This is a genomic window from Paenibacillus sp. FSL H7-0714 (assembly GCF_038003765.1).
Lineage (GTDB): Bacteria > Bacillota > Bacilli > Paenibacillales > Paenibacillaceae > Paenibacillus_AQ.
On the sequence record NZ_JBBOPT010000001.1, the window covers coordinates 3238842 to 3265571 of the forward strand.

The following is a 26730-nucleotide window of genomic DNA, read 5'->3' on the forward strand; positions in this document are numbered from 1 at the left end:
GAGCTTAATCGAAAAGCGAATCGCTTTTTATATCATCGAAAGATAGCTAGGTCATTTTAGTGTGATTATTCATGCTTATTTGATTACGCCATCTTCCGATGTTAATGATTAAGAGGCTGTAGACAATTTTCGTCTACAGCCTTTTGTGTTATATTGCTCAGTTTCTACACTGACATTTATATGTTTGTGCCGTTCATTCGTGTACTGACAAGCAGAAGGCTTGCACCTAAGGGTGCAGTGTCTTCTGCTTTTTTTGCGTTCTTAATTAATTTTAGAAAAGAGGAATAGGAAATGAGTTTACTTGAGGTTTCTAATTTATCACATGCTTTTGGCGATAAGGTTCTATACAAGAATGTTTCTATGGAATTGTACAAGGGTGAGCATGTCGGTGTGGTTGGCCAGAATGGAACGGGGAAAAGTACGTTTATTAGCATTTTGACAGGCGAAGTGATCCCGGATGATGGAATGATAAAGTGGCAGCCCAATATTACAATCGGTCATCTCGATCAATATGCTGTCATGGATGGAAACCGTACGGTTCATAATTATTTAAGACAGGCTTTCTCAGAATTATATGAACTAGAACGAAAAATAAATGAGCTCTATGAAGAGTGCGCTGTTACTGGCAACGAAACGTTATTACAAAAGGCAGCAGACTACCAGGAACGATTAGAAGCGTTAGACTATTATTCGATGGAGAGCAACATCAGTAAGATGGTTACCGGTCTAGGGATCAACGCGATTGGAATCGACCGTCCCATCGAGCAGTTAAGCGGGGGGCAACGGACGAAAGTCATTCTGGCCAAGCTTTTACTTGAACAACCTGATGTGTTATTACTCGATGAACCAACCAATTATCTGGATAAGGAACATGTTAACTGGCTCGCTGAGTATCTGATTGCATTCAATCAAGCGTTCATTGTAGTGTCTCACAACTATGCCTTTCTCGATAAAATATCCACTAGTATTTGCGATATTGAGGGCGAAACGATTAAAAAATACCACGGGAAATACTCGGATTTTGTGAAGCAGAAGGAACATTTACGAGAGAGTCATATCCGGCAATATCATGCACAGCAGAAAAAAATCGAAACCACTGAGCAATTCATTCGAAAAAACGGTGCAGGTGTTAATTCCAAAATTGCCCGTGGTCGCCAGAAACAGCTGGATAGAATGGAACGAATCGCTGCTCCGACATTTGTCTCCAAAGCGTCTATTCGCTTTAAGGAGCTTCCGTGCACGTCACAAGTAGCCCTAAAAGTGGATCACTTAGTCGTAGGTTACGATAAGCCTTTGTTGCCTAAATTGAAGTTCTCCATTCGCGGTGGACAAAAGCTCGTGATTACGGGGTTCAACGGAATCGGGAAATCAACTTTACTAAAGACGTTGGTTGGAGAGATCCAAGGGATTACCGGTAGGTTTCAGTTCGCAGAACAAGTTAAAGTGGGTTATTTCGAGCAAGATTTAACTTGGGAAGACGATACAATGACACCTATTCAGGTGATTTCAGCTTATGATCCCAAACTGACTGTAAAGGAAATACGTCGCTATCTAGCGCAGTGTGTTGTTAAAGATAACCTTGTAACACAGTCAATACGTACACTCAGCGGCGGGGAGCAATCAAAAGTTAAGCTGTGCCTATTACTGCTTTCAGAATACAACTTTCTAATCATGGATGAGCCGACCAATCACTTAGATGCTGAAACAAAAGATGCTTTACAGAAAGCTCTAATCCAATTTGGTGGAACTGTGATTCTTGTTTCTCATGAAGAACAATTTTATAAGGGATGGGTTGATCGTGTGCTCAACATAGGAGATGAGACCAGAAATAAAGGAGTTAAGTACTAATGCAAACCATGAATGATCATTGGAAAAGAAAAATAACCCTATTTCTAACAGCTCAAACCATATCTTTATTTGGATCTTCGCTTGTTCAATATGCGATTATTTGGTATATCACTCTAACAACTACCTCAGGGGTGATGATGACGATATCAACCGTCTGTGGATTTCTCCCGCAGATGGCCATCTCGCTGTTTGCTGGGGTATGGATCGACCGCTATAGTCGTAAAAAAATGATCATGCTAGCAGATGGTACGATTGCGATCGCTACACTTCTTCTCGCTGTGATGTTTTTGATGGGTTATAACAATATTTGGTTGCTATATTTAATTTTGCTGATCCGAGCAGCAGGTACGGGCATACAGGTTCCTGCTGTGAACGCACTTATACCTCAAATTGTTCCAAAAGATCAGCTTATGAAGGTAAACGGAGTAAACAGCAGTATTTCATCCTTGATGATGTTTCTGGCTCCAGCTGCAGGTGGCGTGATCCTGTCGATTAGTACCATTGAAACTGCCTTTTTTATCGATGTGATGACTGCAATTATTGGGATCGGTATGATGTGTATAATCGTTATTCCAGCTCACGCTAAAGTGGAGGATGGTCAGAAATCGAATGTACAAGACATTAAGGAAGGATTTAAGTATCTAAAGGATCATGCTTTTATTAAGCAATTACTAATCTATTTATTTGTCGTAATGATACTGATTAGTCCAGCCGCCTTCTTAACCCCTCTAATGGTGAGTCGATCCTTTGGTCCAGAAGTATGGAGATTGACCGCAAGTGAGATGACTTTCAGTGCTGGGGCGTTAGTTGGAGGGGTTCTAATCGCATCATGGGGCGGCTTTAAGTCTCGTATGCATACCAACATTTTAGCATGTGCTTTCTACGGTTTGCTGATGGTTGGACTTGGCGTCGCTCCTATGTTTGCAGTGTACCTATTGTTTAACTTGTTGATAGGCATAACGATGCCTTGCTTTAACGCTCCTTTGACAGTATTGTTGCAGCAGAATGTGGATCCGGATATGCAAGGTAGGGTATTTAGTCTTGTCCAAGTAACGAATTCATGTGCTTTGCCACTCGGGATGGTGCTGTTTGGTCCGTTAGCTGATAGAGTCCAAGTGGAGACAATTCTTATATTCGCAGGAATTGCAGTGATTATGTGCGCTTTGTATGCAGTGATTAAACTTCTTGCCTTAGCAAAGGACTACGATTAACATGAAGTTATTCCAAATAAATACAATCATAGTCCAGGGGATCTTAGTTCGGTAAATTGTGGAGGGGGTTAGGTATGTATATCCATACATCTTCTTTAACACAGTTCCAAGGATTAGAGCCAATTGACTCATCACTCGAGCTATTCCTTAATCAGCATTTAGATCGTTATGATAAGTTGGAGCCTCACATCCATGCTTTTGTATCGGAAGAGAAAAGAACAGATAGAATCATGAGTGAAGTAGCGCTGCTAAGACAAACCTATCATGAGCTCCCAAAACCATCATTATACGGAGTTCCAGTAGGAGTTAAGGATCTAATTCATATAGACGGCTTGCCCACTCGTGCCGGTTCAAATCTTCCTCCACAGGAATTAACACGTTCAGAAGGCAGTTTTATTAAAAAGCTGCGGCAAAAAGGAGTATGGTTCACGAGCAAAACGGTGACCGAAGAGTTCGCATATGCCGGGCATCTCCCAACTCGTAATCCTCATCATTTGGATCATACACCAGGCGGCTCTAGTGCAGGGTCTGCAGCGGCAGTTGCCACGGGGATGTGTCCATTTGCGATAGGTACACAAAGTTTACGTTCTGTTATGGCACCTGCTTCTTTCTGTGGTGTTGTTGGATTTAAGCCAAGCTATGGACGTATCCCTTTGGATGGTGTTCAGTTGATGTCCCCTTCATTTGATACGATAGGATTTTTCACACAGGATATGGTTAGCATGGAGCGGATCTCTTCAGAACTCATCTCGGAATGGAGGCCTTTCGAATCTAACCGTAAACCCGTGCTTGGTATTCCAGAAGGGGTATTCATGACTTTATTGGAAGAGGACGCTAAACATACTTTTTGGAGCCAGATTAAGAAGTTGGAAGAGGCGGGCTTCATCATAAAAAATGTTAAGATGCCATGGGAAGATAGTTTCATCTATGGGGATGCAATGTTGAGATTAGTGCAAGGGGAAATGGCTCAAGTGCATGCTGTACGATTTGAAAAATATAAAGATTACTATGGTTCGGCGATGCGCGCTGGTATTGAATCAGGTCAAACCATCAAAGAGGAAGAACTGGAGCGATATCGTAGAGGACAAATCAAATTGAGATATGATCTACTGGATGTTCAAAAGACAGAGGGGATTGATATTTGGGTCTCGCCCGCTCAAGCAGGAACTGCTCCATTGTGGGGAACACGGACAGGATGGGCTGGAATGACGGCCATTTGGTCATACGCAGGAGCGCCAACTGTTAGCATTCCTTCAGCCACTATTCATGACATGCCTTTAGGATTTCAATGTATTGGGGCTTACGGGCAGGATGAAGAGCTTATATATTGGAGTAGGCTTGTATCACTAGCACTTGGGTGAGCCTATTTGGGCTAAAGATGGGGCATGTTCGAGGTTAGATAACAGAGTGGGTCTTCAATACAATTGAAGATCTACTTTTTTTTGTATGAAGTGAGAGTTTTTCTGTTAGGGATCGTCTATAGAGTATCGTGCTTCAAGGAGGCTTAAGGGTGAAGGGACATGTACCGAAAGTTGAAAAAGAGGAAGAAAGGCAATGGATCCTAAACGTTCTGGATGGTCATAAGGAAGACTATTCGTATCTTGTGAATCGATATAAGAATATAATCTATGGCCTTTTTGAGAGGAATGGGGGCCGATCACCAAGACGCACAAGACATCACTCAGGATACTTTTATAAAAGCTTATCGTAAGCTAGCCTCACATGATTTGGATAAAAACTTTGCGGCTTGGCTGTATACGATCGCGACTAATTTACTGAAGGATTTGTGGAAAAAAACTCGTCCTATAGCGAGCTTACCAGACGATCTTGCTGAACTATCTCTTTCAGATAATCCAGAAGAAGAATTCATTCGATCGGAGCATCGCACAGAGCTGCATCAGTTAATGCAGAAGCTACCGCCTAATTATCGGACGGCTTTGTTGCTTCGTTACACCAATGATTTAAGCTATGAAGAAATGTGTACGCTCTTAGAGGTCCCTTTAAGTAAGATCCAAAATGACCTTTATCGTGCAAAGCAGCGATTGAAGCAAATCATGACACCCCAGGAGGTGAAGAGCGATGAAGTGCTTAAGTCCATTTGAGATAGAGCAATATATTCTAAGTACACCGACCTCCCAGCCTTTGGAAAAGGTTGATCATATCGCTGCTTGTGCCCATTGCAATTTAATCTATCATGCATTATTAGAAGAACAAGAGGAGTGGTCGCAAGCATTGTTTGAAGAGAAGCTTCCAGATTCTTTTACTGCTCAAGTTATGGCTTCAATAGAATTCGTAGAACTAGAGAAAGTAACGGTACCTGACAGGAAGCGAAAGAATCCGAAGATACTTAAGTCACTAAGAATAGCCATGGGAGCGGCATTGTTACTGATTGTTCTGAGTGCCGTGATTTTGTATTCCGTACCTTCGTTAGCGGAGACTTTACGTTCTCTTTTCGTGAAAAATAATATGGACATAGGCCTTCTTCGGGCACAAGAATTTGGGTTGGTAGAACATCCTAATATTAAGGTGAAGGATAAAGGCTATACAATAAAAATAGATGAAGCAGTTGCAGATCCTACACGGGTAATTATTGCATTACAATTGTTTGGCCCAAATGGGAAACATGACAGAAAACGGTTGGTTTTTGCTGATGGAAACCGCATAGAAGTTAAGGATGATCAAGGGAAAGTCGTAGGGGAATTGTATGATATGGGATTTACCGATGATTTTTACTATATGATCGTTAATTTCTCGGAGCCACTACAAACCGACCAAATTAGAATCGAAGGTCATATTACTGAATTGGGAAGTAAACGAAAGAACATTCCTACTCTTAAAGGAGATTGGAATTTCAATTTTTCGATGGATATGACTGAAGCGAATAAACAAACGACTTCAACTCCACTGAGGGGGAGTTACACATCTCCGGATGGTTTAACAGTGACCTTGAAAAGTTTAACTCATATGGTTCAAGGTGTCCGCTTTGAATTTGATACGAAGTTAAGTGAAGAGGCACTGAGTCGTTCTCCTGGTGAACTATGGAAGCAGCAAGGCATGAAGTTCCATTTTGAGAATAGCGCGGGAGAAGAGATTCAGAGTGTAAATCCTAGAAAATCTCCGAGTAAGAGTTTCGTAATGTCAAGTTCTTCGATCCCAGGTGATAAGCCTGGACAAATGCATTGGAGCTATACGTTTCCAACTTTACCACAGGATACACCATATACTTTCGTGTTCGATGGATATTTTGTTCCTGAGAAGGATGGTTCGAGCGTGCAATTTGAGCCTTCCAAGTTGAAGGAACATCCGATTCCCTTTGATTTTGATGGAGATGAGCTGAAGTTATTTGACTTTACAGTGGAATCGCCACCAAATACCAATAGCAACGAGAAGGAGGGTTCATTACACTTTAGTGGAAAATTCAGAAATGAGTTTATGAACAGTGAGTGGATATTTAAGGATGTCGCTGGCAAAGAGTGGCCTCTTACAGGAAGAGGTGCTTATTCTCCCCGAGGATCTGGATGGAAAGATGGATATATTGAAATTGTTGAATCACAATCAGATAACAAAAAGTATTTTTTTCAGTTCCGTGCCGCTGGTCTTACTAAAATCCCTAATCAGCTTCAATTAATACGCACGATAGTCAACCGATTGTACACTAATGTAGATTGGTCCGTTCCTATCATGGAAGCTAGCAAAAAGCAGTAAAATCAATCATTTACCTTCCGGAATGTACAAGCAGATAGGAGCTCTGTCGCATCTCATATACTATCACAATCGAAAAGAGGTGGTAGTTTATGACTGCTGCAGAGAAGAGAAGAATTCAAAGAGCTTTGAATGCTTTGCGTAAGCAAAGAGTGGTTCTGAAGGAAAGCCTTAAAAGAATTGAAGCATTGCTTTGCAGATTGCCTATTGGCAGTCGCGAAAGATTTGAATTGTTAGCAGTAAGAGATTCAATCATAGAAGCGCTCCGACTCAATGCTATTGCTATACGAAATTTAAAAGACGTTACTTGTGCTTGTTAATTCGTTGAACTTCTGAACCTTCTGATCCTTGTATCAACGATCAAAGTAAAGCTTTTTCCTGTCACATTAGGAGGATACTGTTTTTCTTTCTTATTGATCTGACGGGTAACGATAGCTCAATAAACACGATAAGGCAGCCGGTCAGTCAATGTGATCGGCTGCCTTTATTCAGCAAACGGGCAGGATAGTTGAAGTTCAAATGTGGGAAAACGTATCATAAATAGGGTTTAACCCCTAAGATGACTCTTAGTTTTTTTTATATGACTTAATACAACAATATTTACAAATTCATGATACGATATTGCTAAATCAGGAAATAGATGCTCCATATGTAAGATAGAATTAATTATTGATGGAACTGTTGAAGATGATTCATAACAAAATGATTGATGATCAACCAAGGACGTTTACTGAAACTATTATGATTTTGTAGAATGGGGGCCACTATATGTCATTAGTTAACGAAAAAGAAGAGTGTTTACTTATCGAGACATTAAAATCGCATATACCAAATGTAGAGGAATTACTGAATCCAGCAGTCGAGGAATCAGAAATAAATCTTTTTGAGAGCATGATGAACTGCAAATTCCCAGAAGATTTTAGAAAGTTATACATGAATTCTAATGGAGAAGGAGAGCAGATTTTTGGCGTTATGGCTGGTCTTGGTTGGATGAACATTGAATCGATAGTAAGCAACTGGAAGTCCCTTTTGGAATCAGCATACGATATTATATCCAGCAAACCAGATATAATAAAAGATGGGAACTACAGAGAAGGCTGGATTCCTTTTGCCGAAGATGGTGGAGGCTCATATTTGGCAATTGATTTAGACCCCGGAGAAAAGGGCGTTTATGGGCAAATTATAACGATAGATCACAATTCTAGTTTTTCATATGTTATTGCGGAAAGTTTGGGACATTTCTTTGAATTTATCGATTCGAGCCTCAGAAATAGTAGTATTGGTATTAGTGAAGAAGATGATGTAATCATATTATCCCGTGAAAGTGGAAGTTTGTTGGATGATATTTTGGCTTTGACTAAAATGGATATCGAAGAGAACAGCCTTATCCCTGTAAGCGGATTTTGGGAAGAGTATTTTAAAGACGATGTTGAGAGTGGTTTTGTATCTTCAAAAACATTGAAAAAAAAGAGAATGGTATTTATTAGAGCTGATCAAGCTCAAAAATACGGAGCAATATCTTTGGATATTTTAACCCATATGGTTAATCTTAAAGAACTTATTATACATGCGGATGAAATTACTAATTTCGATGTACTTAAACGGTTGCCTTCTTTAGCAGAACTTGTGATAGGATCAGAAGCCTTTAAAGAGTCTGATTTGGAGTACTTAGTTTCTTTAGATGGGCTAAGGCAGCTAACATTAATAGGACTTCCATTAAAAGATATACATAAACTGAAAGATATAAAGAAATTAAAGAGTTTGAGATTATGTAGAATGAACTCAATTGATAGGGGATTAATAGGAACTATAAAAAATTTGAAGGAACTAAGTTTAGAAGAAATGGAGGTTGGCAACCTGCTTTATATTTCAAACCTTAGTAAGTTAATAAAACTAGAGCTCAAACAAGTGACTATACCACATTTATCATTCTTAAAAGGTTTAAAGAATCTAACGTTTTTTGAGACGGATAGCTGTGCAATAGATGAATCACATATAGAGGTTATAGGAGAATTGAAGAAATTAAAGCAATTCACTTATCCGGTTGGAGATTTAACAATACTCAAAAATTGTATGAGTCTAAAGCAGATTGGAGTAGATGCATCAAGACTTAAAGGGTTGGAGGAAATTTCAGACTGTAATATAGTCGATATAACTATATTTCATGCAACATCGAAAGAGAATGCAAAGTCCGTAGTCGCGGAGTTTAATAAATACTTTAAACTTCAGTCATATGGATGGCAGGTAACATGGAAAGATTAATGAAACTTGCCTACACTGAGCTTTATCATAATAGGGCGAAATTTTTATAAAAGAAAGGAGACTAGTCATATTAGTTAGTCTCCTTTCTTTTTGCTGTTAGACCAACTTGACAGAGGTCTATATTTCGATTGGTCGAAAAATGATAAGGGCTTGGTAATACTTCATTTAATAAAAACCTCACTGATACCTAATGAAATACTATAAAGGAAATGGAAGATGGGACAGAGGGCCTTTTTTGCGAAACAAGAAATAATATACATGGGTCTGTGAAGTTTACAATAGTAATCTAATCATTGAACGTCTAGCATTAAGTATAATGGAACGACGCATTAGGCAGATAAGGCGTACTACGGGTTGTTTATATTTTTTCGAAATGGAGAGTTTATGAAAAAGACTATTGTTTTTGTATTATCAATACTTATATTATTCTCAGGATTCGCAACACAAAGTTATGCGTCGTTGTCAGATACGCAATCTGCGGCAATACAGGCGTTGCTGGATGATGCCCGTCGTATATCAGGTGTGCCGGGAATGTCGATCTCAATACTTGCTGATGATGAAGTGTTCTACTTTTCTTCCGGGTATGCAGACCGTGAAAGTGGGTTGTCTGCAAGTGAAAATACACTATATGAGTTGGCCTCGGTCAGTAAAGCTTTTACCGGCATGGGTATTCTGCTGTTGGAGGAGCAAGGGCTGCTGTCAATGACTGACACAGTCCAAAAATATTTACCTTGGTTTACGTTAAAATATCAAGGCAAACCTGTTGATATGCAAAGCCTTACACTCAATAACTTTCTTCACCATACTAGCGGCCTAACAAATAATAGGCATTCTCAAAATATTCCACAAGGCAATACACCAGATTTGCTGCAAAAGACTGTGGAAATGCTGGTAGATGCTGAGTTGGCGTTCCCTACCGGTGAACAGTATAGCTATGGAACCGTTAATTATGACGTATTGGGTTTGGTTATTGAGATTGTGTCGGGACAAAGCTATGAAGACTTTATGAGGGAACAGGTATTTCAGCCGTTAGGTCTTCACCAGACGTATGTTTATAAAGAAGATGCTCAAGCCACCGGACAGTTGGCACAGGGCTACCGTTCTTCCTTTTTTATGACAACTCCATATAACGCACCGGATTATTCCGGGAATAAACCCGCAGGCTACATCATTTCTTGTACAAAAGATATGGCGCGTTGGATGGGCATACAGATGGGTATTGTGCAGGACATACCCGAAATATTCCATACGGTTATCGAAAAGTCACATCAGGGCGATATGTCTGTTCCGGCAGTCAAAGAAATGTATTATGCAGCGGGCTGGTCGGTAAACGCCAACCAAACGATTATAGAACACCCAGGGGGCAATCCCAATTTCGGAACCGAAGTGGCCATACTGCCAAATGAACGAACAGCCGTCTGCTTGCTGACCAACGGCGCAAATATCAATAGAAGCATGGTACTAAAAGTTAAAGATATATTAGACGGCAATCTAACGCAGTCATATGAAATAAGCGGCACACAGCTTTTGGACATCATTTTATCGTCTACCACAATTATTCTTTGCCTATTGGCTGTTCTGTTCTTTATCTTAGGATTACGCAGAAGGAAAACGAATGAGCGGCAGCCAATGACAAAAAAGCAAATAATCGTAACAGCTATTTTGCTGATTGCTACGATTGCCCTATGTATAATGTGCTGTGCATTAGATTGGCCAACGATACTTATTTGGCAAACATATAGTATTCTTACAGCTTTGATTTCGTCGGCATTATTAACAGCAAGCATTACATGGTTTGTATACACTCACCTATATAATGCCTCGCTCCGAAAATAAGTATTTTATTCGTTCGCTTTATTGGTAAAATGCGTATAGCGTATTTGGTTTGGTACAGCGGAAAGTAGAGTTACGAAATAGTGAGAAAGAATTGATTTAACGCCAGATTCACCTCAATATAACCATTTAAAGTTCAAGCAGAGATACCACTTGAACTTTTCTTTTGTTGAATTACTTGCACAATCCTTGGTGATTCTCAATCTACATACTGGCAGTAAAGCTCAATGTTACTATACATCGGATTTGTTGGGTTTCCGTTCATTACCGGAATCTCGTTATCCGAGTATATCCGGCGTCGAAGACTTGACTACCGCTTCCAGCACTTGACGAGGCGTTTTAGTACCTGCTATGATTTCTTGAATATCTTTCCTAGATTTGAGAAAACAGGGCCAGCAACGCCCAAATTATTAACAAGGCACATGACATTGCCGCCTTGAAAGCATTTTGAAGTAACCCCTTTCAAAAAAGAGGAACCTCCTTTATTATCGACCCGTTGAATTACAAGCGATAGCGGATACATGAAGGATGTAATCTCAAATCTCATACATTAAAAAGACAGTTTTGAGGAGTATTCGTATGGAACATAAATTAACCTTAATTAATGTTTTTGCCGGCATAAATTCAGAGGAAGCAGTCTTTGAAGAGCTTCCTGCAGAATGCATAAGCGATAAAATATTCAAATTATGTGCATCTCCTGGGCTGGCTCTAGGGCTTGCGAAAGGAGATACAATAAAACTCCATCCCAATGGAGAGTTTGAATTAATAAAACATGGTGGAAATTTCTGCATTCAAATTTACAAAGAGGAGCTTATTAAAGAAAAGATAGAGACAGCTGAATCTATAGTCAAACGAGAGCTTTCCGGTTCTTTAGATGGATTTCATAATGGCTCGCTTGCCTTCACCGCGCCCATCAGGAATGGATTTCATGCCACCAATAAGGTTTTCAATATAATTAGAGATTTATTAGAATCGGAGTACTATTACTCTAATATTTACGAATATCCATATAACTTCGACGATGAAGAGTTAGTTAGCTGGGCTAGAGATCTGGATTAATCGCTTCAAAATATCAGTTCTCCGGCATCATACACTCTTTGGGCCACATTTTTCAATATGATCTCCAATCCTAAGTCAAAAAAATAACTCGTAAACATATTATACCCAAAAGCTCAAGAGTTGCAGGAGGCAGATATGGTAGATGAAAGGCATCTTGTTTATTTCAAAGAACTCCTGGAAGGAAATGCTGAAATTTCTTTTAAGGCATACCTTTCAAATAATGAAGATTCTTTGCGCAAGCAATTTTCTCCGGCGAGATTTGCAAGATTGAAGTTCAAGTCAATTGATGAAATAATAAAGATTCTTGACGAAGAGAATGTATCCTACAGCATTAATGATCATGCCGTAAGAAACGAAAAATATTTAGCAACCTTTCATCTGGATGCCTTGAATGAACAAGGTAGGCTTAAGGAAGGATTCAAAGACACTCTATTCAAAGGAACTGTTCACAACTTTAAAACCAAGGGGGAAGAAGCAGTCTTAACCCTCTATAAATACATCGAATACCCTAAAAAAATCAATAACAAAAAAAATATAGAAAAACTCCAAGACATCGAATGTTTCGCCGAATTGGAACTATCCTTAGGTGATGAAAGTCTTGGCTTATTTTTACTAAAGACTCTAGCCTCTATTGAGCGTCAGCTTTCCGAAGTAGATGATATTGTCCTTAAAGCTCAAGAAGCAGTCATGAAGCACCATTCATCGAAAAGAGATTAATAACTTCTTAATTGGAGAGATCTGCCCTTTCAATTACTGAAATGGCAGACCGCGAACGATGAAGGAGGACGATGATACCAGCCCAAATTCTAAACCAAAAAACCAATATTGAAAAAAGGTGATGGATGTGCAAATCAATAAAGAGTCATGCCGAGGGATCATTCTGGAATTCGACATTAGGAGAACAATTATTCTCAATTTATATATTAAAGAATGGTCTATGCCAGAATATAGAGTCATAATGACAAAACCGGAGATTGGCGTATATATTGAGTTATATTATTTTCCATCAATTGACGTTAATAATCCTGCAAGATTCGCAACAGTCGGCCTATCTAATTCCATTCGGAAAACTGGAAAACCTATTGAGAATGAATGGATGATAGCTTTAAAACCCGATTTGGGACAAGAAAACATTGATCGCATATTCTCATATTTCTGTGACATAATTGCCCATAATATTGAACATATCCAATCTTCGGAAGTACCACGAGTAATGACTGAGAGCGCACTCGCACCAGAAAACTGGACTACAAAAGCCCTTTTGATTGATGAACTAAGAGGAGAAAGTGAGGATTTAGAACAAATAAAAATAGGTGAAGAAATAATTAATGTCTTGTGGGTAGTACCAATTACCCCAAAAGAATCGCGTATAATTTTATATGAAGGCATAGATGCTTTTGATGCTTACATAGATAATCATCACTATTCCATAATTGATCCCACTCGTCCTGATTAATAAGAGCAGTTCAATATCATTCGCACTAAACCAACCATACCCCCACAGGTGGGTCCTTGGCTCGCGAACCACGTTGTGGAAATTCAAACCATGTCTACGGTGGTGCCATAAAGTCCAAATGACACTGTGAAGCGCTTGCTCGGCTAGGGCATTATTTTCCTTGAACAGGGGTAATGGTTCTAGAGTATGACAGCGGAATTCTTGGATGAGAGTACAGGATTACTGATGTACAAGGTAGAAGACAACTGAAAGTAGAACAACAGAGTGAATTCCTTCCAAAAGCGCCGCAAGGCGTTTTTCATTGTGCAGTTTGTCTTAGAAATCCGATATGATACTATAAGCTTAATGTGCCGAAAACGTATAAAAGAGAGGGATACATATATGACCAACAAACTGTACTACAATTCTACATACCTTACTGACTGGGAGACCTGTATTACTGAAACCATAGAACGAGAAGATGGACTCTATGTTGTTTTGGAGGAGACCGCTTTTTATCCGCATGGCGGTGGACAACCTTGTGATTTAGGGACTATTGGGGATATTCCGGTACTTGATGTAATCAGTGAGGAAGATCTTGTCTTGCATATGCTGGAACGTCTGCCTAATGATTTATCCGTCACTTGTCAGATCGATTGGAAGAGAAGATTTGATCATATGCAGCAGCATAGTGGACAACACTTGCTCTCAGCCATCTGTCTCAATTTGTACCAGTTTATGACTCTAAGCTTTCATTTGGGTGAGGATTATTGCACCATTGATATAGAAGCTTCAGAACTGTCGCCTAAACAACTTCATTCCATAGAGTGGGAGGTTAATCGGCAGATTTACCAGAACCATAGTATCCTGAGCTATTTTGTAACAGGGGAAGAGGCTTCACAGCTTAAATTGGTCAAACAACCTAAAGTGACGGAAAACATCCGGATTGTAGAAATTAAAGATGTTGAATATAACGCTTGCGGTGGTACGCATGTATCTTCAACAGGTGAGATTGGTATAATAAAGCTTCTGAAAGCGGAGAAACAAAAAGGCAATACGCGGATCTATTTTAAATGTGGATACCGTGCTTTGGAGGAATTTAATAGCAGTCTGCAAATTGTTGGAGCTCTATCTTCCAAGTTCAATACGGGAAAAGATGAAATTATCGATCGCATTGAAAAATGGGAGAATGAACAAAAGCAGCTGCAAGCTGAAATTACCCTACTTAAAGAGAAGAATGATGATTATGTCGTACAGGAGCTTTTAGCACAGCAAGAAGGAAAGCTGATCTCAAAAGTGTTCGAGGATAAATCGCTGAAAGATTTACAAAGTTTAGCTAACAAGCTTACCGCGAAATGCGATGTTCCGGTTTTATTGGCTAGTTCTGCTGAGAATAAGGTTGTATTTGCACAGAATGGCAGCGCGGAGATCTCCTGTGGAGCTTTTTTCAAAGAGCATCTTAGTACCTACAATGGAAAAGGCGGAGGCAGTGATAAACTAGCGCAAGCAGGATTCCCCACATGGGGAGACGCTTTGGCGTTTTATGAGTTTGCTAGAAGTTAAGATTACTTTATAAAAGACAGAAGACCTGACTGCGGTAGTCTACCGTGGATCAGGTCTTTTTTATACGTAAAACGGAAACAAGAAACTTTTTCCAAATCCTGTCGTCTAATTACATATGACTATAGAGTCAAGGGAGACGAAAAGAAATGAATAAATGGAAGGTAACGCTAGGAATCTTGACTGTTTTGATTTTAAGTACGGGGTATGGATCGGTATCAGCCCAAGCAGAAAACCAAATTCAATTCAACTATAAAGAAATCGGAATCAGCAGTAAACAGGTGATCACGGAGAAAATAACTTTTGTACCCTTGAAATCACTCGCAGATACTATGGGGTATACATTATCTTGGGATCAACCGTCCAAAACGGCCAAACTGGTTCGTCCTGAGCGTGAGGTTATCTTCACGGCAGGTACTGTAAAGTCAAAAGTGAACGAGGCCGTGGTGACTTTAACAAAATCCCCACGTATTATAAAAGGCTCGGTGTACGTGCCATTGATCTCAGCGGTCAGTGTACTTGGAGGTAAAGCGGGGCTTAATAAAACGGATGGGGTTATCCAAATTATAGATGAAGCTAGATTGGTTTCTGCTTCTGTAGATGGAAGATCCTATTGGATATCTCAAAAAAACGGCGATTTGTATTACCGTGCAACGGAAACTGGGAAACCAGTAATTATTGGTCGACTACCTTTTAAGGAATCTGCGTACAACTACGCTTTTGAGATTGGAAAAATGGGCAATGGTACGGACTTACTCCAGTTAACGGACAATCATTATGCCATGTTCACCGATTTCAATAGCAGCTATCAAGTATTGGTCAAAGCGGGCACTATTCTCAAGCAAATGGACTATCATTACAATAACTCGGCTTATATCCATGCACCACAAGTGCCTTCCACTCAGGTGTATATGACCGATGGGAAGAACGTTCAATATATTACTAAGGATGGCGGTTTGGGCAAGTTATTTGAGATGGAAAAGTTAACAGGAGCAACCGGAGATTTTATCGTGGAGTATGCTGCGGAAGACGTTGTGCTCGTTCGTTTATTAGATACGACACACTTATATTTAGTTTATAGCAACACCGGTGAAATCATTAATCTCTATGAAAAACTAATTATCAGTGAGGATCGTAAGGAATGGGATAGAGTAAATGATGGCAGAGATCCATATGTATTGACCAGAATGTTAGTGTTGAAGAGTCGCAAAGGGAATGTAATGACATTCACCTATACTCCAATCCTTGAGGAAAAAGCAAAAACAGTGACATTTACACTTCAATCCAAATAATTTCAATCACTTTTATGTAATAAGCAAAAAGAGAGCGATGTTTAAAATCGCTCTTTTTTGCATTTTGGATTATTTCATCATCATCGTACTTCCACCCTTAATCTGAACAGGTTGATCATTTACGGATACCCAAACATCAATAGCTGAGTTGTTACGGATGACCGTTTTGTCAGCACTCATCTTCAGTGAATATAGCGCAGCAACATAATCATAAATCTCTATATTGGTAGCGTACCAAATATCCGAATGTCCACCTGCTTGTTGGCAAAAGGATTCGATAAGCTCCCAATTGTTCTGCTGTGCAAATTCATAACTATGACCCCAAACATAACAGAGTCTCAGTTTTTGGGATGGCCCTTCCGTTGTAAATCGCTCCCATACGTGATGCAGATCTTCTATATGATGACATGTTGGATGCCACTCCATGAAATTCAAAGGCATATCAAACTGTTTGGTAGAATGGACAGTTCGGCTGTATTCAATCCCAACAGACTGTAGAGGAGCAATGATTTCCTGAGAGTATGTACCGTATGGATAGGACATGCCTCGTACCGGATAATCCACTAGTTTCTCTAGTCGCTTACGGTCTTCGAACAGCTCATCGATTACCATAGGTAAAGGTAGACGCTCTAGATGTGGATGGGTAACGGAATGGGCAGATACCTCATGGTTTCTGAGCGAATGTTTAACATTAGCAGATGATAAGAATCCGGGTGCGTTTATCATTGCGCTATTTAAATGGAAAGTACCTTTAATCCCATATTGATCAAAAATCTCCGCTAAGCGAATATCGTGTTTCTGTCCGTCATCATAGCTCATGGTGAGCGCCTTGGGCAATCCGCCCGGGAATAAGTTAAATTGAAGTTTCATGAATGTACACTCCTGTTCGTTTGGTCATTTCGAAAATTACCTCTTCCAATTATAAACATTAAACGTTATAATCGGTTTCCACGTCTAAACAATGAAAGTGTTTACAGAATGGAATACACTTATAAGGAGAGATGCTGCCTGCCTGACTTTCTCTATGTTGTAAAACTATTATATGTGAAAGACAGAAGAAACTCACTTTTATATTTTATCACTAACTTACTGAGTGCCCCAATCCTTTTTGGAGAATTATTCACAACGAAATATGTGGTTGACCTCATTCAGAACTTCAATCCTAACACCTACCAACATATCTTGTTATTAGTAAGTTTGCTTATGGTAATGTTATATCTCGCGGGCCTTAATAGTTCTCTTCGAGCCATTGCTATCACCAATTTAACATCCACCAGTATATATGAACTGGAACATACCATTTTGGAAAAGACTTCTAAATTATCTACGGCACTTTTGGAGGACCCCGCTACAAAAACTAAAAGAGAAAAAGCAAAACGACTTTCCTTGATTGATCTGTTAGACCAATGGACAGGTGTGACAGTTCACCTAATAACATTAGTTGTGTTAATGGTTGTCTTATCTGTTTATGGCTTCTATATTCTGGCTTTGATTATTTTAGGGGTGCAGATTCTACAGCTTTATTTTATGAAGCGAATGTCACAGAAAGTAGAGTCCATTTCAGCGAATCAAACCTCCTCTGTGCGGATGATCAACTATTTAGTCGATTTGTTGATTAACAGAAATTCCATTCCGGAAGTAAGAATGTACAGAATGTCCTCCTATTTGTTTTCCTCAATGAAAGAGAGCTTTACGAATAACTTCAAACAAATGCACCGTAAGGTTATTTATTCTGAAACCCTCAACTTCTCCCAACGCTTAATCATGATCTTATTAAATGGGACTACGATTGCCATTCTAGCGATTTCGATCGGAAGTAGCGGACAGAGTGCTGGGCTTTTTGTGTTATTACTTCAGATATCCAGTCAATTATTTATCGTTATTCCTGCATTAACAAGAGTTTACGCTGACTTAGCGAAGAGTCGTTTACGGTACGAGGATTATACGTCTTATTTAGATTTGGAAGAGCAGGTGCTTAGAGATCAGGAAGTGAATTCCAATAGGAACACCGATCCGATGAAGGTCCAAGTTCATCAGCTGTTTTTTAGATATCCTACCAACGCTAAGAATACCCTGAGTAATGTAAACATGACTATTCATCCAGGTGAACGAATTGCTTTTGTAGGTGAGAATGGCTCGGGTAAATCTACGCTTGTTAAGTTGATCTTAGGGTTGTATCCTGCAACAGCTGGAAACATCCAGTGGTTTAAAGGTGAGAATGAAGTCTTAGCGCATAACGTGACACAGGATACCAGAGTTGTTTTTCAGGATTTCATTAAGTTACAAAGACCAATTAGAGAAAACATTGCATTAGGTAATATGGCTACTATTCATGACGATTCAAGATTATTAGCCGCGATGAAAAAAGCAGAAGCCGATAATTATGGTGTTCGATTGGATACTTTAGTAGGTCCTCAGTTTGGAGGGATAGATTTGTCTGGGGGACAATGGCAAAGACTAGCGATTGCTCGAGCCTATCTCAATGACGGCGCTCTTATGATTTTTGATGAGCCGACTGCTGCCCTGGATCCTTATGCGGAACAACAGGCGTTCGATACCTTTATGAAATTAGGAGAGCAGCGGACCTCCATTATTGTGACTCATCGGCTGTATATGTCCAAATTCGTCGATAGAATTTTTCTATTTGAGCAAGGAGAAATCGTGGAAAGTGGAACGCATGAAGAATTAATGAGGGTGGATGGTAAATACAAAAAGATGTTTAATCGCCAGTCCTCTTTATATGTATAAGAAAGGAGAAATCCATGCTGAAGTCTGACATCACTAATCTTGTAATGATACTCGTGAGAATGGTTAGAAAAAGTCCGATGATCTCAACAATCACTATCATAGTCCCTATAATCAGTGGTTTATTAACTTTTTATTCTTACGCTGTCCAAGTGAATATCATTAACGGTGTGGCTCGCGGTGTTATGACGCTGCTCCCTATTCTATGGTTTGTTGTGATTCATGGCGTACAAGCTTGTTCATTAAGCATAACCAACATGATGAAGAATCGAATGAATGCGGAACTAACCCTCGCTTTTCAATCCGAATTGATAGATATTGCAAACCGGGTTGATTTTGAGGATTTTGATGATGAAGAGTTTGGAAATAAACTGCAAAGAGCTAAAAAGGTAGTTGGAGAAGATTTAGAGGGGATTACAGGTTTTTTGGTATCGAGTGTAGGAATTATCTCAGGACTAATAAGCATCATCTGGTTGTCGGCGACAAGTGGTTATTTCTTGGTCACATTCGTGGTAACACTTATGATCGTGACTACCTTATGCATTCGATTATTTACGGAAATCAAAGTGAGAAGAACAGGAAGAGAGCTCACCTTCGATGGAAGAATGGGAGACTATCTTGCTAACACTTTGGAAGATCCTAATGCGATTCGAGAAATGCGAATTTATAACTCCATCTCTTATTTTACAAATCTCTGGGCAATGATTATGAAGAAGCAGCATAATAAAAGATTTAGTGCCAGAAAATTCGAGATCAAAACAGGGATGGTCGTGGCTATGGTCCAGACGAGTGCTATCTTTGTAGTTCTAGTGTACCTGTTAAACAAAATGGGGGAGTCTAATACAGTTACAATTGGAACAATTTCGGTGTTATTTCTGGCGCTGTTATCGAGTGGTGGTAAAATTATGAGTTTGACCTGGCCGTTAAGCAAGCTTTACATCAGCAGTAGCAAATTATATGACTTAAATGAAGTACTTACATATAAGAACAGGGATTTTCGCAAAAATAACATAAATAATTCGACTGATTCTATGCTCCCAATTACCGTTTCAAATGTCTATTTTAAATACGCCAAATCGAACAAGAATGTCTTATCTAACATCAATATGACCATAAAGCCGGGTGAGAAAATAGCGATCGTCGGGGAAAATGGAGCAGGGAAATCTACGTTGATTAAAATGTTATTAGGTCAATATAGACCAAGCTCCGGAACGATTTGCTGGAAGGATCATTTAGAACCTCACGGTAAGGTGTCCGTTGTATTTCAGAATGCTGTGAAGTTTGAACTGACACTAAGAGAAAATATCCTATTGGGCGATGCGAATACACCTTCAGATGATGCTAAAATACTAAGGGTTCTAGAACAATGTGAGCTGATAGATTTGCTCCATGAATTAGGCGGATTAGATGTGAATTTGGGGCAAATAGTAGAAGGAAGCAGGCAGCTATCAGGGGGACAATGGCAAAAGCTGGCGATTGCGCGCGCGTTATACAATGATGCGGAACTTATAGTATTCGATGAACCTACTTCTGCAATTGACCCGAATGCCGAGATGGAGATTTATACGAAATTATTAGAAATCTGCCAAGATAAAGCAGCTATTTTTATTTCACATCGCTTGGGTTGGGCGAAGAATGTTGATACGATCTATGTTATGTATCATGGAGAAATTGCTGAAGTAGGAGATCATCAAGACTTAGTACATCACAATGGCATTTATGCAAACATGTACGCTTTACAATCCTCTTGGTATAAGTAGCTTATTAGATGTGATTACGGTTGATATAAGATGGCATATTCTCCTTAACTATACTCATGAGGTTTACTAAAAAAATCCACAACAAATTTCTGAAATTGTATAGCCGCTTGTGATAAAAAGTGTTTTCTGCTCCAAGCGATGCCAAAAGTGCGCTGACAAAGCGGATCGGTTATTTTCAATTGAACGATTTCTGTGTTTTTACTTCTCCTGCTTAAGGCTAAAGGGAGAGTAAAGGTGATACCCAGCCCCATCTCAACTAAGGTTTGAACGGCACTTACTTCTTCGAGTTCGAAAGCAATTAGCGGTTCAAATCCAGCTTGACGGCAAAATGCATCTGTAATTTCACGGAAATTAGATCTAGAAGACAAAGAAATGAAATTCTCACCAGCAGCTTCAATCAAAGAAATACTCTCGCGATTGGCAAAACGATGATTCTTAGGCACACTTAAACATAATTCCTCTTCTGCTAAGGTAAACCATTCGATGTCTGGTCCGGTGACAGGTGTCGAAGATATGCAAAAATCGATCACTGCACTCTCCAGATCGTTTCTCATTTCTAATGCTGAGCCAAGCTGACGCTGAATGATCCGAACGTGTGGGTGAAGGGTAAGAAACTCTTTTAGTAAAGTGGGCAATACATACGGTAGTGTTACTGCTATAGATATTACTCCATGTTCAAGTCCGGCCATATCCGTGAGCTCATGCTGACCTTCATCCAGTTCCAGAAATGCTTGCTCCACACGACGAAGATATGTTTTTCCGAATTCGTTCAATTTTAAATTTCTGCCTTGGCGTTCAAATAAGGGAACACCTAAGGTTTTCTCTAAACGTTGGATGGAATTGCTAAGTGAGGGTTGAGATACATTTAATTCTTTGGCGGCATTAGTCATGTGCTCAAGACGAGCAACTACACGGAAATATTGAAGCTGAAGGAATTCCATAACATTGACCTCTCTTTATTCATAACTCTAATGTGATATATCCATCATATAATTTGTATTTTACTTAATTAATTTTCGGTCCTATACTATTGTAACATATAAAAAGATATAGGTAGGATGGAGAGAGTCTGCTGTGATTAGAGAGAAGATATGGACCCGGAATTTTATTGTTGTTTGTTTGAGTAGTTTTTTTATGTTTCTGACCTTTTACATTCTGGCGACTACATTCCCGTTATACGTGAAGGAAAGCTTGCACGGGAATCAGCAGCAAATGGGGTTAGCCATTACCATCTATGTCCTCGGAGGTGTATTGATCCGTCCTTTTTCAGGACAATGGGTTGATAAATTCGGTAAAAAGAAAATGGCGGTTATTGGGCTAGTCTTATTTCTACTCGCCTGTATAGGATACTTCGGAGCTAATGGAATTGTATTGTTTCTGGTGATTCGTTTCATTCACGGTATGAGTTATGCGGTTGCCTCGACAGCGACAAGTACAATAGCTTCCACGTTAATCCCTTTCTCACGCCAAGGAGAAGGTATCGGTTATTTCAGTATGTTTATGAGCATTGCGATGGTCATTGGACCAGCTTTGGGTCTTTTTCTATGGAAAGATGAGAACATTCATGTATTGCTGTTAGGTGTATGTGTGATTGCTGCGCTTTCGCTGTTATTCACATTAGGCGTTCGTATGCCCAAAGAAGAGAAGGATACGGTTAAAGAAGCCGTTAAGGAACCTGTGAAGATCCGAAAGGGTCTTCGCTGGAGTGACGTCATAGAACCCAAAGCACTGCCCATCTCGCTTGTTGGATTTACGCTTGCGTTCTCCTATAGTTCTTTATCTGGTTTTATCGCTTCTTTTACAAAAGAAATTAACCAATCACAGCTTACCGGTTATTTTTTTGTGGCCTTTGCGATTATGATTGTGCTGTTTCGACCGCTAATCGGTAAAGTATTCGATAAATATAATGAACATATTCTCATTTATCCCGGAATTCTGATCTTCGCTGTAGGTCTGCTTAGCTTAAGTCAAGCTAAATCCGGATTCATGCTGATGTTCTCAGGCATCATCATGGGGGTTGGGTATGGCGCACTTATGCCATGCTTTCAGACGCTTGCACTTAAATTAGCCGATAAAGAACGTAGAGGAAGCGCCAATGGAACCTTTTTCTTGTTATTTGATTTGGGGTATGGAGCGGGTTCTTATATTATGGGTGTAGTTGCTTCTTATACAGATTACCGTATGATGTACGAAGTTGCAGGGTTCGTGACGCTTATCTCAGTTGCTGTATACTATTTGCTTCATCACCTACCTCAATCTAAGCTTCGCGTTCAAAAATCTAAAGCTGACGTTGCATAAATGTATACGTTCAGCTGTATGATATAATTGTTGAAAAAAAGGCATGGGGAGAACAATATGACAACAATCATTGATAAAATCGCCTGGATTCATATCGAGAATGGACAAGTCTTATGTGCGCGTTCCAAAGGGAAAGATATGTATTATTTACCGGGAGGAAAAAGAGAAGCCGGAGAAACAGACGAAGAGACGCTCGTGCGCGAAATCGAGGAAGAGATTTCTGTTCAGATCAAGACAGAGACTGTTTCTTATTTTGGAACGTTTGAGGCAGAAGCTCATGGGAAAGCAGAGGGTGTTACAGTCAAAATGACCTGTTATATTGCGGATTATGAAGGGACATTAATGCCAGCGTCCGAAATCGAGGAATTATCTTGGTTAAGCTATAAGGATCGGGATCGCGTGTCTGTTGTTACCCGAATTATTTTTGATCAATTGCATGAGAAGAATTTGCTCTCATAATCAACCATATACAGCATTTGAAGTCCGTTTTAAGCCAGCAAGTTGGCTTGAGACGGTCTTTTTATTTCTACGAGCCAAAGGTCGTTGTTGGGCGATAGCAACGTTTCTTCTCATTAAGGACAGATGTCCTTTTTTAAACCCTTGAATTGCTATTTAATATGGAAGAGATCGAAGTTGAGGAGAGAGAGAAATGAGAGGAATTATATTTGCATTTTTAGCGGGGGCTTGTATTACGCTACAGGGCGTGTCAAATGCTCGAATTAGTCAAGATATCGGGACTTGGCAGGCGGCTACAATTACACAATTAACAGGGTTCATCATGTCCTTTCTCATTCTTTTGTTCGTTAGAGATGGGAAAAGGGGAGGCTTTAAGCAAGTGAAACCCTTATATTTGATCGGTGGCGCTTTTGCGGCTGTTATTATTTTTAGTGAAGTAACGGCCATTCAGCAAATTGGTGTTACGTTTACGATATCCTCATTGTTGATTGCTCAGCTATGTCTGACGTTCTTAATTGATATTAAAGGCTGGTTTGGAATGGAAAAGAGAAAAATGAGACTGCCGCAGTTCATCGGCATCGGGTTGATGATCGCTGGCGTAGTGATACTGAAATTCTAATGGCCTTGCGTAAAGTCGATAAATGGAGGAGTTAAGTTATGATTATTGGTTTGATATTAGCGCTTATCGCGGGATCACTAGTGAGTCTGCAAAATATATTTAATACAAAAGTTAATGAAAAGGTTGGATCTTGGGCCACGACAACTTTAGTGTTAGGGATGGGATTCCTAGCTTCATTTATCATGAGTCTTATCGTTGAAGGAAACCGTATATTTACTTTGAGAAATATGGAGCCTTGGTATTGGATCAGTGGTTTGATCGGTGTTGGGGTAGTAATATGCCTTGTGCAAGGTACTAAGCGGTTGGGCCCTACGTATGCGATTTCGATCGTATTAATCTCTCAGCTTGGGTTTGCACTGCTCTGGGATTCACTAGGCTGGTTAGGGCTTGAAAAGGTTCCTTTTACTTGGAAGCAGTTGGTCGGAGTGATTGTTATTGTTGGAGGTATTCTCGTGTTTAAGCTAGGTGGTGAACGGGAGACGCAGAAGGCGGTTTAATTTATGCTCAGACTCATGTTTGTCAAAATAGAAGTGATGGCACTCACACGAGGATGGAAGAAAATCAAATTATACTTTGGGAAAGTAATAGCTCGATTATAAATAAGGAGTAGATCATCCTATGTTCATACAATTGAACTCCCAAACTATTGAAAAGTTAGAAAAAAGCCTTGGTGAACGACCAGGATATTTTAAATTATTCTTCGATACAGAGGGCTGTGGTTGTAATGGCGTGATCGTTATTCAGGTCATTAGTGTACCTCATGCTACAGATATTGAAGTTCAGAAAGAGCCTTTTACTTTTTTTGTTGACCGGCAACAGGAGTCTTTATTTGATGAACAGATGCGACTTGAAGCAGATGAGAATTACCCGTCATTCCGATTAAGTAGTGATTCGAGTCTGTTAGGAAGTAATATTCGTGTAAAAGATATTCGTTAGGCAGGTTGGAGCAGTTAAATGTAGAGTGTGTAGAATGGCTGATGAAGCGATTCTACACACTTTTTTTATTTTTTTCGAGCATTAATATTGTAGACTATGTCACGACGTGATATAGTCACGTTAAGACATATTTAAATGCGACGTATAAATAAAGGGAGCTGGGCATGTTGAACCCTGAGAAAGTATTGAAGAAATACGTACCCATGACTGAAACAGCATTCTATATTCTTCTATCCTTAGATGAACCACGTCATGGATATGGAATAGTGAAGCATGTGGAGAAAATCACGAAAGCACGTCTTTTGTTAGGTTCAGGTACAGTTTATGGCACGTTAACGAAGATGCAAAAAGATGGGATGATTACTGTTTTTGCTGATGAAGAGAGAAAAACAGTTTACGAAAGAACAGACATAGGGATGCTAATTCTTGCTACGGAGATTAATAGGCTTAAAGAGCTACATGAGAATGCTATAAAATATGGAGGTGACATAGATGATTATCAAAATATTTAGACCCCTTTGGAGTTATGATGTTCAGAAAACTGAAGAATGGTTAGCTTCTATGGCCCAAAAAGGCTACGAACTTATCCGAATCAACCGTTTAACTAGATATTTTTACTTTCAGCAGGGCGAACCGAAAGCAGCAAACTATCGAATCGTATTCGATAAAGTTCCCAACCAATCCCTCTCTAAGGGTCTATTAAATTTCGGATGGACGAAGGTGTTACAGAGCGGCAAATGGGTTGTGACGATGAATCGGCTGCCTTTAGAACAGATTAGAGCTCTCCCTGATCGAGAGGGAATCGTAAAGCATAACAAGAAGATCATGTATATTTTTATGGGGATATTGATTTATTTAATGGTTGCATTACTCAATGTAATTTTAATAAGTACGATAGCATTGAGTATTTCCAAGTCTGGTCATTTTAATGTCTTCAACGGACCTTTTGGTTTTATTCCCGCTACTGCATTAGGGCTTAGCATTATCTTATGCATTTTCACCGTATATTCGCTGATCACATTAAACAAGACGAACCAAAGATTAACAGGAGAATTCATACAACCAAACAAGCAAAATGGTCAGGGGACATCCCCTCTGAAAGACAGGCTAAGTAAGAATGAAGAGAAGCGTTTGAAAAGTTCAGGTCAACTTGTTATGAAGTGGAAGATTGGATGGATGTATTCGCCGGATCGACTTGAAGAGTGGCTAGAGGGAATGGAAGAAAAGGGATATAATCTGTACAGCGTTGGCAAAACAGGAACTGCCTTTTATTTTAAAAAAGGGAAGCCTCGTAAGATGTGTTATTGTGCGGACTTACAAAATATTGCTGAGACCAATTACTTCAACATTCATACGGATTCTGGCTGGGTATGTCTGTATAAATCGAGTTCATGGAGTCAGAAATGGGTTTTATGGGGCCGAGAATATGTACCAGGTAAAGCCAAACCGCAAATATACAGCGATAAGTTAAATCAGTTGAAACTAGCTAGACGTATAGCTTTAACGTATTCTGCTATGTTCTTACCCCTCACTATTTTATATATGTATATCATTGGTTTAAATGTAAGATTATCGACTTATTCTAACCTGGATCGATTGCAGATCATAAATCTGATCTTGTACGCCATATTAATTCTAATGTTTGGCTCATATGTTACTCGCACTTGGCTATATTACAACCGGCTTCGTAAACATCAATAATATCGTGGAGGTG

The 26730-nt window shown here is 39.6% G+C and carries 24 protein-coding genes; 22 read left to right on the forward strand and 2 right to left on the reverse strand.

The features are described 5' to 3' along the window. Positions 1–291 precede the first annotated feature (291 nt). The 13 genes from NST34_RS14555 (at position 292) to NST34_RS14615 (ending at position 16202) form a co-directional block, all read left to right on the forward strand. A complete protein-coding gene (locus tag NST34_RS14555) occupies positions 292–1848 on the forward strand; it encodes an ABC-F family ATP-binding cassette domain-containing protein (RefSeq protein ID WP_341128080.1) in 1557 nt (518 codons plus the stop codon). An 8-nt stretch (positions 1849–1856) separates the two neighbouring features. Continuing rightward, positions 1857–3059, forward strand: coding sequence for an MFS transporter (locus tag NST34_RS14560; protein ID WP_445667692.1), 1203 nt, complete (start codon positions 1857–1859; stop codon positions 3057–3059). Between the two features lie 74 nt (positions 3060–3133). Beyond that, entirely contained in the window at positions 3134–4420 is a 1287-nt protein-coding gene (locus tag NST34_RS14565; RefSeq protein ID WP_341128082.1) for an amidase, read from the forward strand. 267 nt (positions 4421–4687) lie between these two features. Further along, positions 4688–5161 (forward strand): RNA polymerase sigma factor, encoded by a 474-nt coding sequence (locus NST34_RS14570; protein ID WP_341128083.1) that lies wholly within the window; start codon positions 4688–4690, stop codon positions 5159–5161. After that, a complete protein-coding gene (locus tag NST34_RS14575) occupies positions 5139–6764 on the forward strand; it encodes a DUF4179 domain-containing protein (protein WP_341128084.1) in 1626 nt (541 codons plus the stop codon). Before NST34_RS14570 ends, NST34_RS14575 begins: the two co-directional genes overlap by 23 nt. 89 nt (positions 6765–6853) lie before the next feature. Then, entirely contained in the window at positions 6854–7081 is a 228-nt protein-coding gene (locus tag NST34_RS14580; RefSeq protein WP_076285799.1) for a hypothetical protein, read from the forward strand. Between the two features lie 448 nt (positions 7082–7529). After that, positions 7530–9023 carry an SMI1/KNR4 family protein gene (locus NST34_RS14585; RefSeq protein WP_341128085.1) on the forward strand — a complete coding sequence of 498 codons (1494 nt, stop codon included), beginning with the start codon at positions 7530–7532 and terminating at the stop codon, positions 9021–9023. Positions 9024–9407: 384 nt separating this feature from the next. Beyond that, on the forward strand, positions 9408–10859 hold the full coding sequence (locus NST34_RS14590) for a serine hydrolase domain-containing protein (protein ID WP_341128086.1): 1452 nt from the start codon (positions 9408–9410) through the stop codon (positions 10857–10859). 576 nt (positions 10860–11435) lie between these two features. Further along, on the forward strand, positions 11436–11915 hold the full coding sequence (locus NST34_RS14595; protein ID WP_339247977.1) for a DUF4265 domain-containing protein: 480 nt from the start codon (positions 11436–11438) through the stop codon (positions 11913–11915). Positions 11916–12050: 135 nt separating this feature from the next. Further along, positions 12051–12632: a hypothetical protein gene (locus NST34_RS14600; RefSeq protein WP_341128087.1), complete on the forward strand. Its 582-nt coding sequence runs from the start codon at positions 12051–12053 to the stop codon at positions 12630–12632. A 121-nt stretch (positions 12633–12753) separates the two neighbouring features. After that, positions 12754–13371: a suppressor of fused domain protein gene (locus NST34_RS14605; protein ID WP_339302301.1), complete on the forward strand. Its 618-nt coding sequence runs from the start codon at positions 12754–12756 to the stop codon at positions 13369–13371. Positions 13372–13752: 381 nt separating this feature from the next. Continuing rightward, positions 13753–14913 carry an alanyl-tRNA editing protein gene (locus NST34_RS14610; RefSeq protein WP_341128088.1) on the forward strand — a complete coding sequence of 387 codons (1161 nt, stop codon included), beginning with the start codon at positions 13753–13755 and terminating at the stop codon, positions 14911–14913. 146 nt (positions 14914–15059) lie between these two features. After that, positions 15060–16202, forward strand: coding sequence for a copper amine oxidase N-terminal domain-containing protein (locus NST34_RS14615; RefSeq protein WP_341128089.1), 1143 nt, complete (start codon positions 15060–15062; stop codon positions 16200–16202). Between the two features lie 69 nt (positions 16203–16271). On the opposite strand, the gene NST34_RS14620 is transcribed toward NST34_RS14615, so the two are convergent. Continuing rightward, positions 16272–17072, reverse strand: a complete 801-nt coding sequence (locus NST34_RS14620) for a polysaccharide deacetylase family protein (protein WP_341128090.1) — start codon at positions 17070–17072, stop codon at positions 16272–16274. A gap of 516 nt (positions 17073–17588) precedes the next feature. On the opposite strand from NST34_RS14620, the gene NST34_RS14625 reads away from it, so the two are divergent. Both NST34_RS14625 and NST34_RS14630 read left to right on the forward strand, forming a co-directional pair. Further along, positions 17589–18950: an ABC transporter ATP-binding protein gene (locus NST34_RS14625; protein WP_341128091.1), complete on the forward strand. Its 1362-nt coding sequence runs from the start codon at positions 17589–17591 to the stop codon at positions 18948–18950. 14 nt (positions 18951–18964) lie between these two features. Then, positions 18965–20707: an ABC transporter ATP-binding protein gene (locus NST34_RS14630; protein WP_341128092.1), complete on the forward strand. Its 1743-nt coding sequence runs from the start codon at positions 18965–18967 to the stop codon at positions 20705–20707. Positions 20708–20751: 44 nt separating this feature from the next. Here NST34_RS14630 and NST34_RS14635 read toward each other — a convergent pair whose 3' ends face one another. Next, entirely contained in the window at positions 20752–21648 is an 897-nt protein-coding gene (locus NST34_RS14635) for a LysR family transcriptional regulator (RefSeq protein ID WP_340969305.1), read from the reverse strand. 178 nt (positions 21649–21826) lie between these two features. Between NST34_RS14635 and NST34_RS14640 the strand changes: the two genes are divergently transcribed. The 7 genes from NST34_RS14640 to NST34_RS14670 all read left to right on the forward strand — a co-directional run bounded on the left by NST34_RS14640 (position 21827) and on the right by NST34_RS14670 (position 26717). Next, positions 21827–23005: an MFS transporter gene (locus tag NST34_RS14640; protein ID WP_341128093.1), complete on the forward strand. Its 1179-nt coding sequence runs from the start codon at positions 21827–21829 to the stop codon at positions 23003–23005. Positions 23006–23062: 57 nt separating this feature from the next. After that, positions 23063–23464 (forward strand): NUDIX hydrolase, encoded by a 402-nt coding sequence (locus NST34_RS14645; protein ID WP_340969306.1) that lies wholly within the window; start codon positions 23063–23065, stop codon positions 23462–23464. Between the two features lie 190 nt (positions 23465–23654). Then, positions 23655–24080, forward strand: coding sequence for a DMT family transporter (locus tag NST34_RS14650; protein WP_042187994.1), 426 nt, complete (start codon positions 23655–23657; stop codon positions 24078–24080). A gap of 38 nt (positions 24081–24118) precedes the next feature. After that, on the forward strand, positions 24119–24577 hold the full coding sequence (locus NST34_RS14655) for a DMT family transporter (RefSeq protein ID WP_042187996.1): 459 nt from the start codon (positions 24119–24121) through the stop codon (positions 24575–24577). A 121-nt stretch (positions 24578–24698) separates the two neighbouring features. Continuing rightward, the gene (locus NST34_RS14660) at positions 24699–25016 is read left to right on the forward strand and encodes an iron-sulfur cluster biosynthesis family protein (protein WP_339803708.1); all 318 of its coding nucleotides are present in this window, start codon (positions 24699–24701) and stop codon (positions 25014–25016) included. Positions 25017–25180: 164 nt separating this feature from the next. After that, positions 25181–25528 (forward strand): PadR family transcriptional regulator, encoded by a 348-nt coding sequence (locus NST34_RS14665; protein ID WP_371915742.1) that lies wholly within the window; start codon positions 25181–25183, stop codon positions 25526–25528. Continuing rightward, positions 25509–26717 carry a DUF2812 domain-containing protein gene (locus NST34_RS14670; RefSeq protein ID WP_341128094.1) on the forward strand — a complete coding sequence of 403 codons (1209 nt, stop codon included), beginning with the start codon at positions 25509–25511 and terminating at the stop codon, positions 26715–26717. The genes NST34_RS14665 and NST34_RS14670 overlap by 20 nt, the downstream gene beginning before the upstream one ends. Positions 26718–26730: the final 13 nt, after the last annotated feature.

Coding starts and splice junctions, on each gene's coding strand:
- NST34_RS14555 (WP_341128080.1), top strand. CDS start 292: ATGAGTTTACTTGAGGTTTCTAATTTATCACATGCTTTTGGCGATAAG.
- NST34_RS14560 (WP_445667692.1), top strand. CDS start 1,857: ATGAATGATCATTGGAAAAGAAAAATAACCCTATTTCTAACAGCTCAA.
- NST34_RS14565 (WP_341128082.1), top strand. CDS start 3,134: ATGTATATCCATACATCTTCTTTAACACAGTTCCAAGGATTAGAGCCA.
- NST34_RS14570 (WP_341128083.1), top strand. CDS start 4,688: ATGGCCTTTTTGAGAGGAATGGGGGCCGATCACCAAGACGCACAAGAC.
- NST34_RS14575 (WP_341128084.1), top strand. CDS start 5,139: ATGAAGTGCTTAAGTCCATTTGAGATAGAGCAATATATTCTAAGTACA.
- NST34_RS14580 (WP_076285799.1), top strand. CDS start 6,854: ATGACTGCTGCAGAGAAGAGAAGAATTCAAAGAGCTTTGAATGCTTTG.
- NST34_RS14585 (WP_341128085.1), top strand. CDS start 7,530: ATGTCATTAGTTAACGAAAAAGAAGAGTGTTTACTTATCGAGACATTA.
- NST34_RS14590 (WP_341128086.1), top strand. CDS start 9,408: ATGAAAAAGACTATTGTTTTTGTATTATCAATACTTATATTATTCTCA.
- NST34_RS14595 (WP_339247977.1), top strand. CDS start 11,436: ATGGAACATAAATTAACCTTAATTAATGTTTTTGCCGGCATAAATTCA.
- NST34_RS14600 (WP_341128087.1), top strand. CDS start 12,051: ATGGTAGATGAAAGGCATCTTGTTTATTTCAAAGAACTCCTGGAAGGA.
- NST34_RS14605 (WP_339302301.1), top strand. CDS start 12,754: ATGGATGTGCAAATCAATAAAGAGTCATGCCGAGGGATCATTCTGGAA.
- NST34_RS14610 (WP_341128088.1), top strand. CDS start 13,753: ATGACCAACAAACTGTACTACAATTCTACATACCTTACTGACTGGGAG.
- NST34_RS14615 (WP_341128089.1), top strand. CDS start 15,060: ATGAATAAATGGAAGGTAACGCTAGGAATCTTGACTGTTTTGATTTTA.
- NST34_RS14620 (WP_341128090.1), bottom strand. CDS start 17,072: ATGAAACTTCAATTTAACTTATTCCCGGGCGGATTGCCCAAGGCGCTC.
- NST34_RS14630 (WP_341128092.1), top strand. CDS start 18,965: ATGCTGAAGTCTGACATCACTAATCTTGTAATGATACTCGTGAGAATG.
- NST34_RS14635 (WP_340969305.1), bottom strand. CDS start 21,648: ATGGAATTCCTTCAGCTTCAATATTTCCGTGTAGTTGCTCGTCTTGAG.
- NST34_RS14645 (WP_340969306.1), top strand. CDS start 23,063: ATGACAACAATCATTGATAAAATCGCCTGGATTCATATCGAGAATGGA.
- NST34_RS14650 (WP_042187994.1), top strand. CDS start 23,655: ATGAGAGGAATTATATTTGCATTTTTAGCGGGGGCTTGTATTACGCTA.
- NST34_RS14655 (WP_042187996.1), top strand. CDS start 24,119: ATGATTATTGGTTTGATATTAGCGCTTATCGCGGGATCACTAGTGAGT.
- NST34_RS14660 (WP_339803708.1), top strand. CDS start 24,699: ATGTTCATACAATTGAACTCCCAAACTATTGAAAAGTTAGAAAAAAGC.
- NST34_RS14665 (WP_371915742.1), top strand. CDS start 25,181: ATGTTGAACCCTGAGAAAGTATTGAAGAAATACGTACCCATGACTGAA.
- NST34_RS14670 (WP_341128094.1), top strand. CDS start 25,509: ATGATTATCAAAATATTTAGACCCCTTTGGAGTTATGATGTTCAGAAA.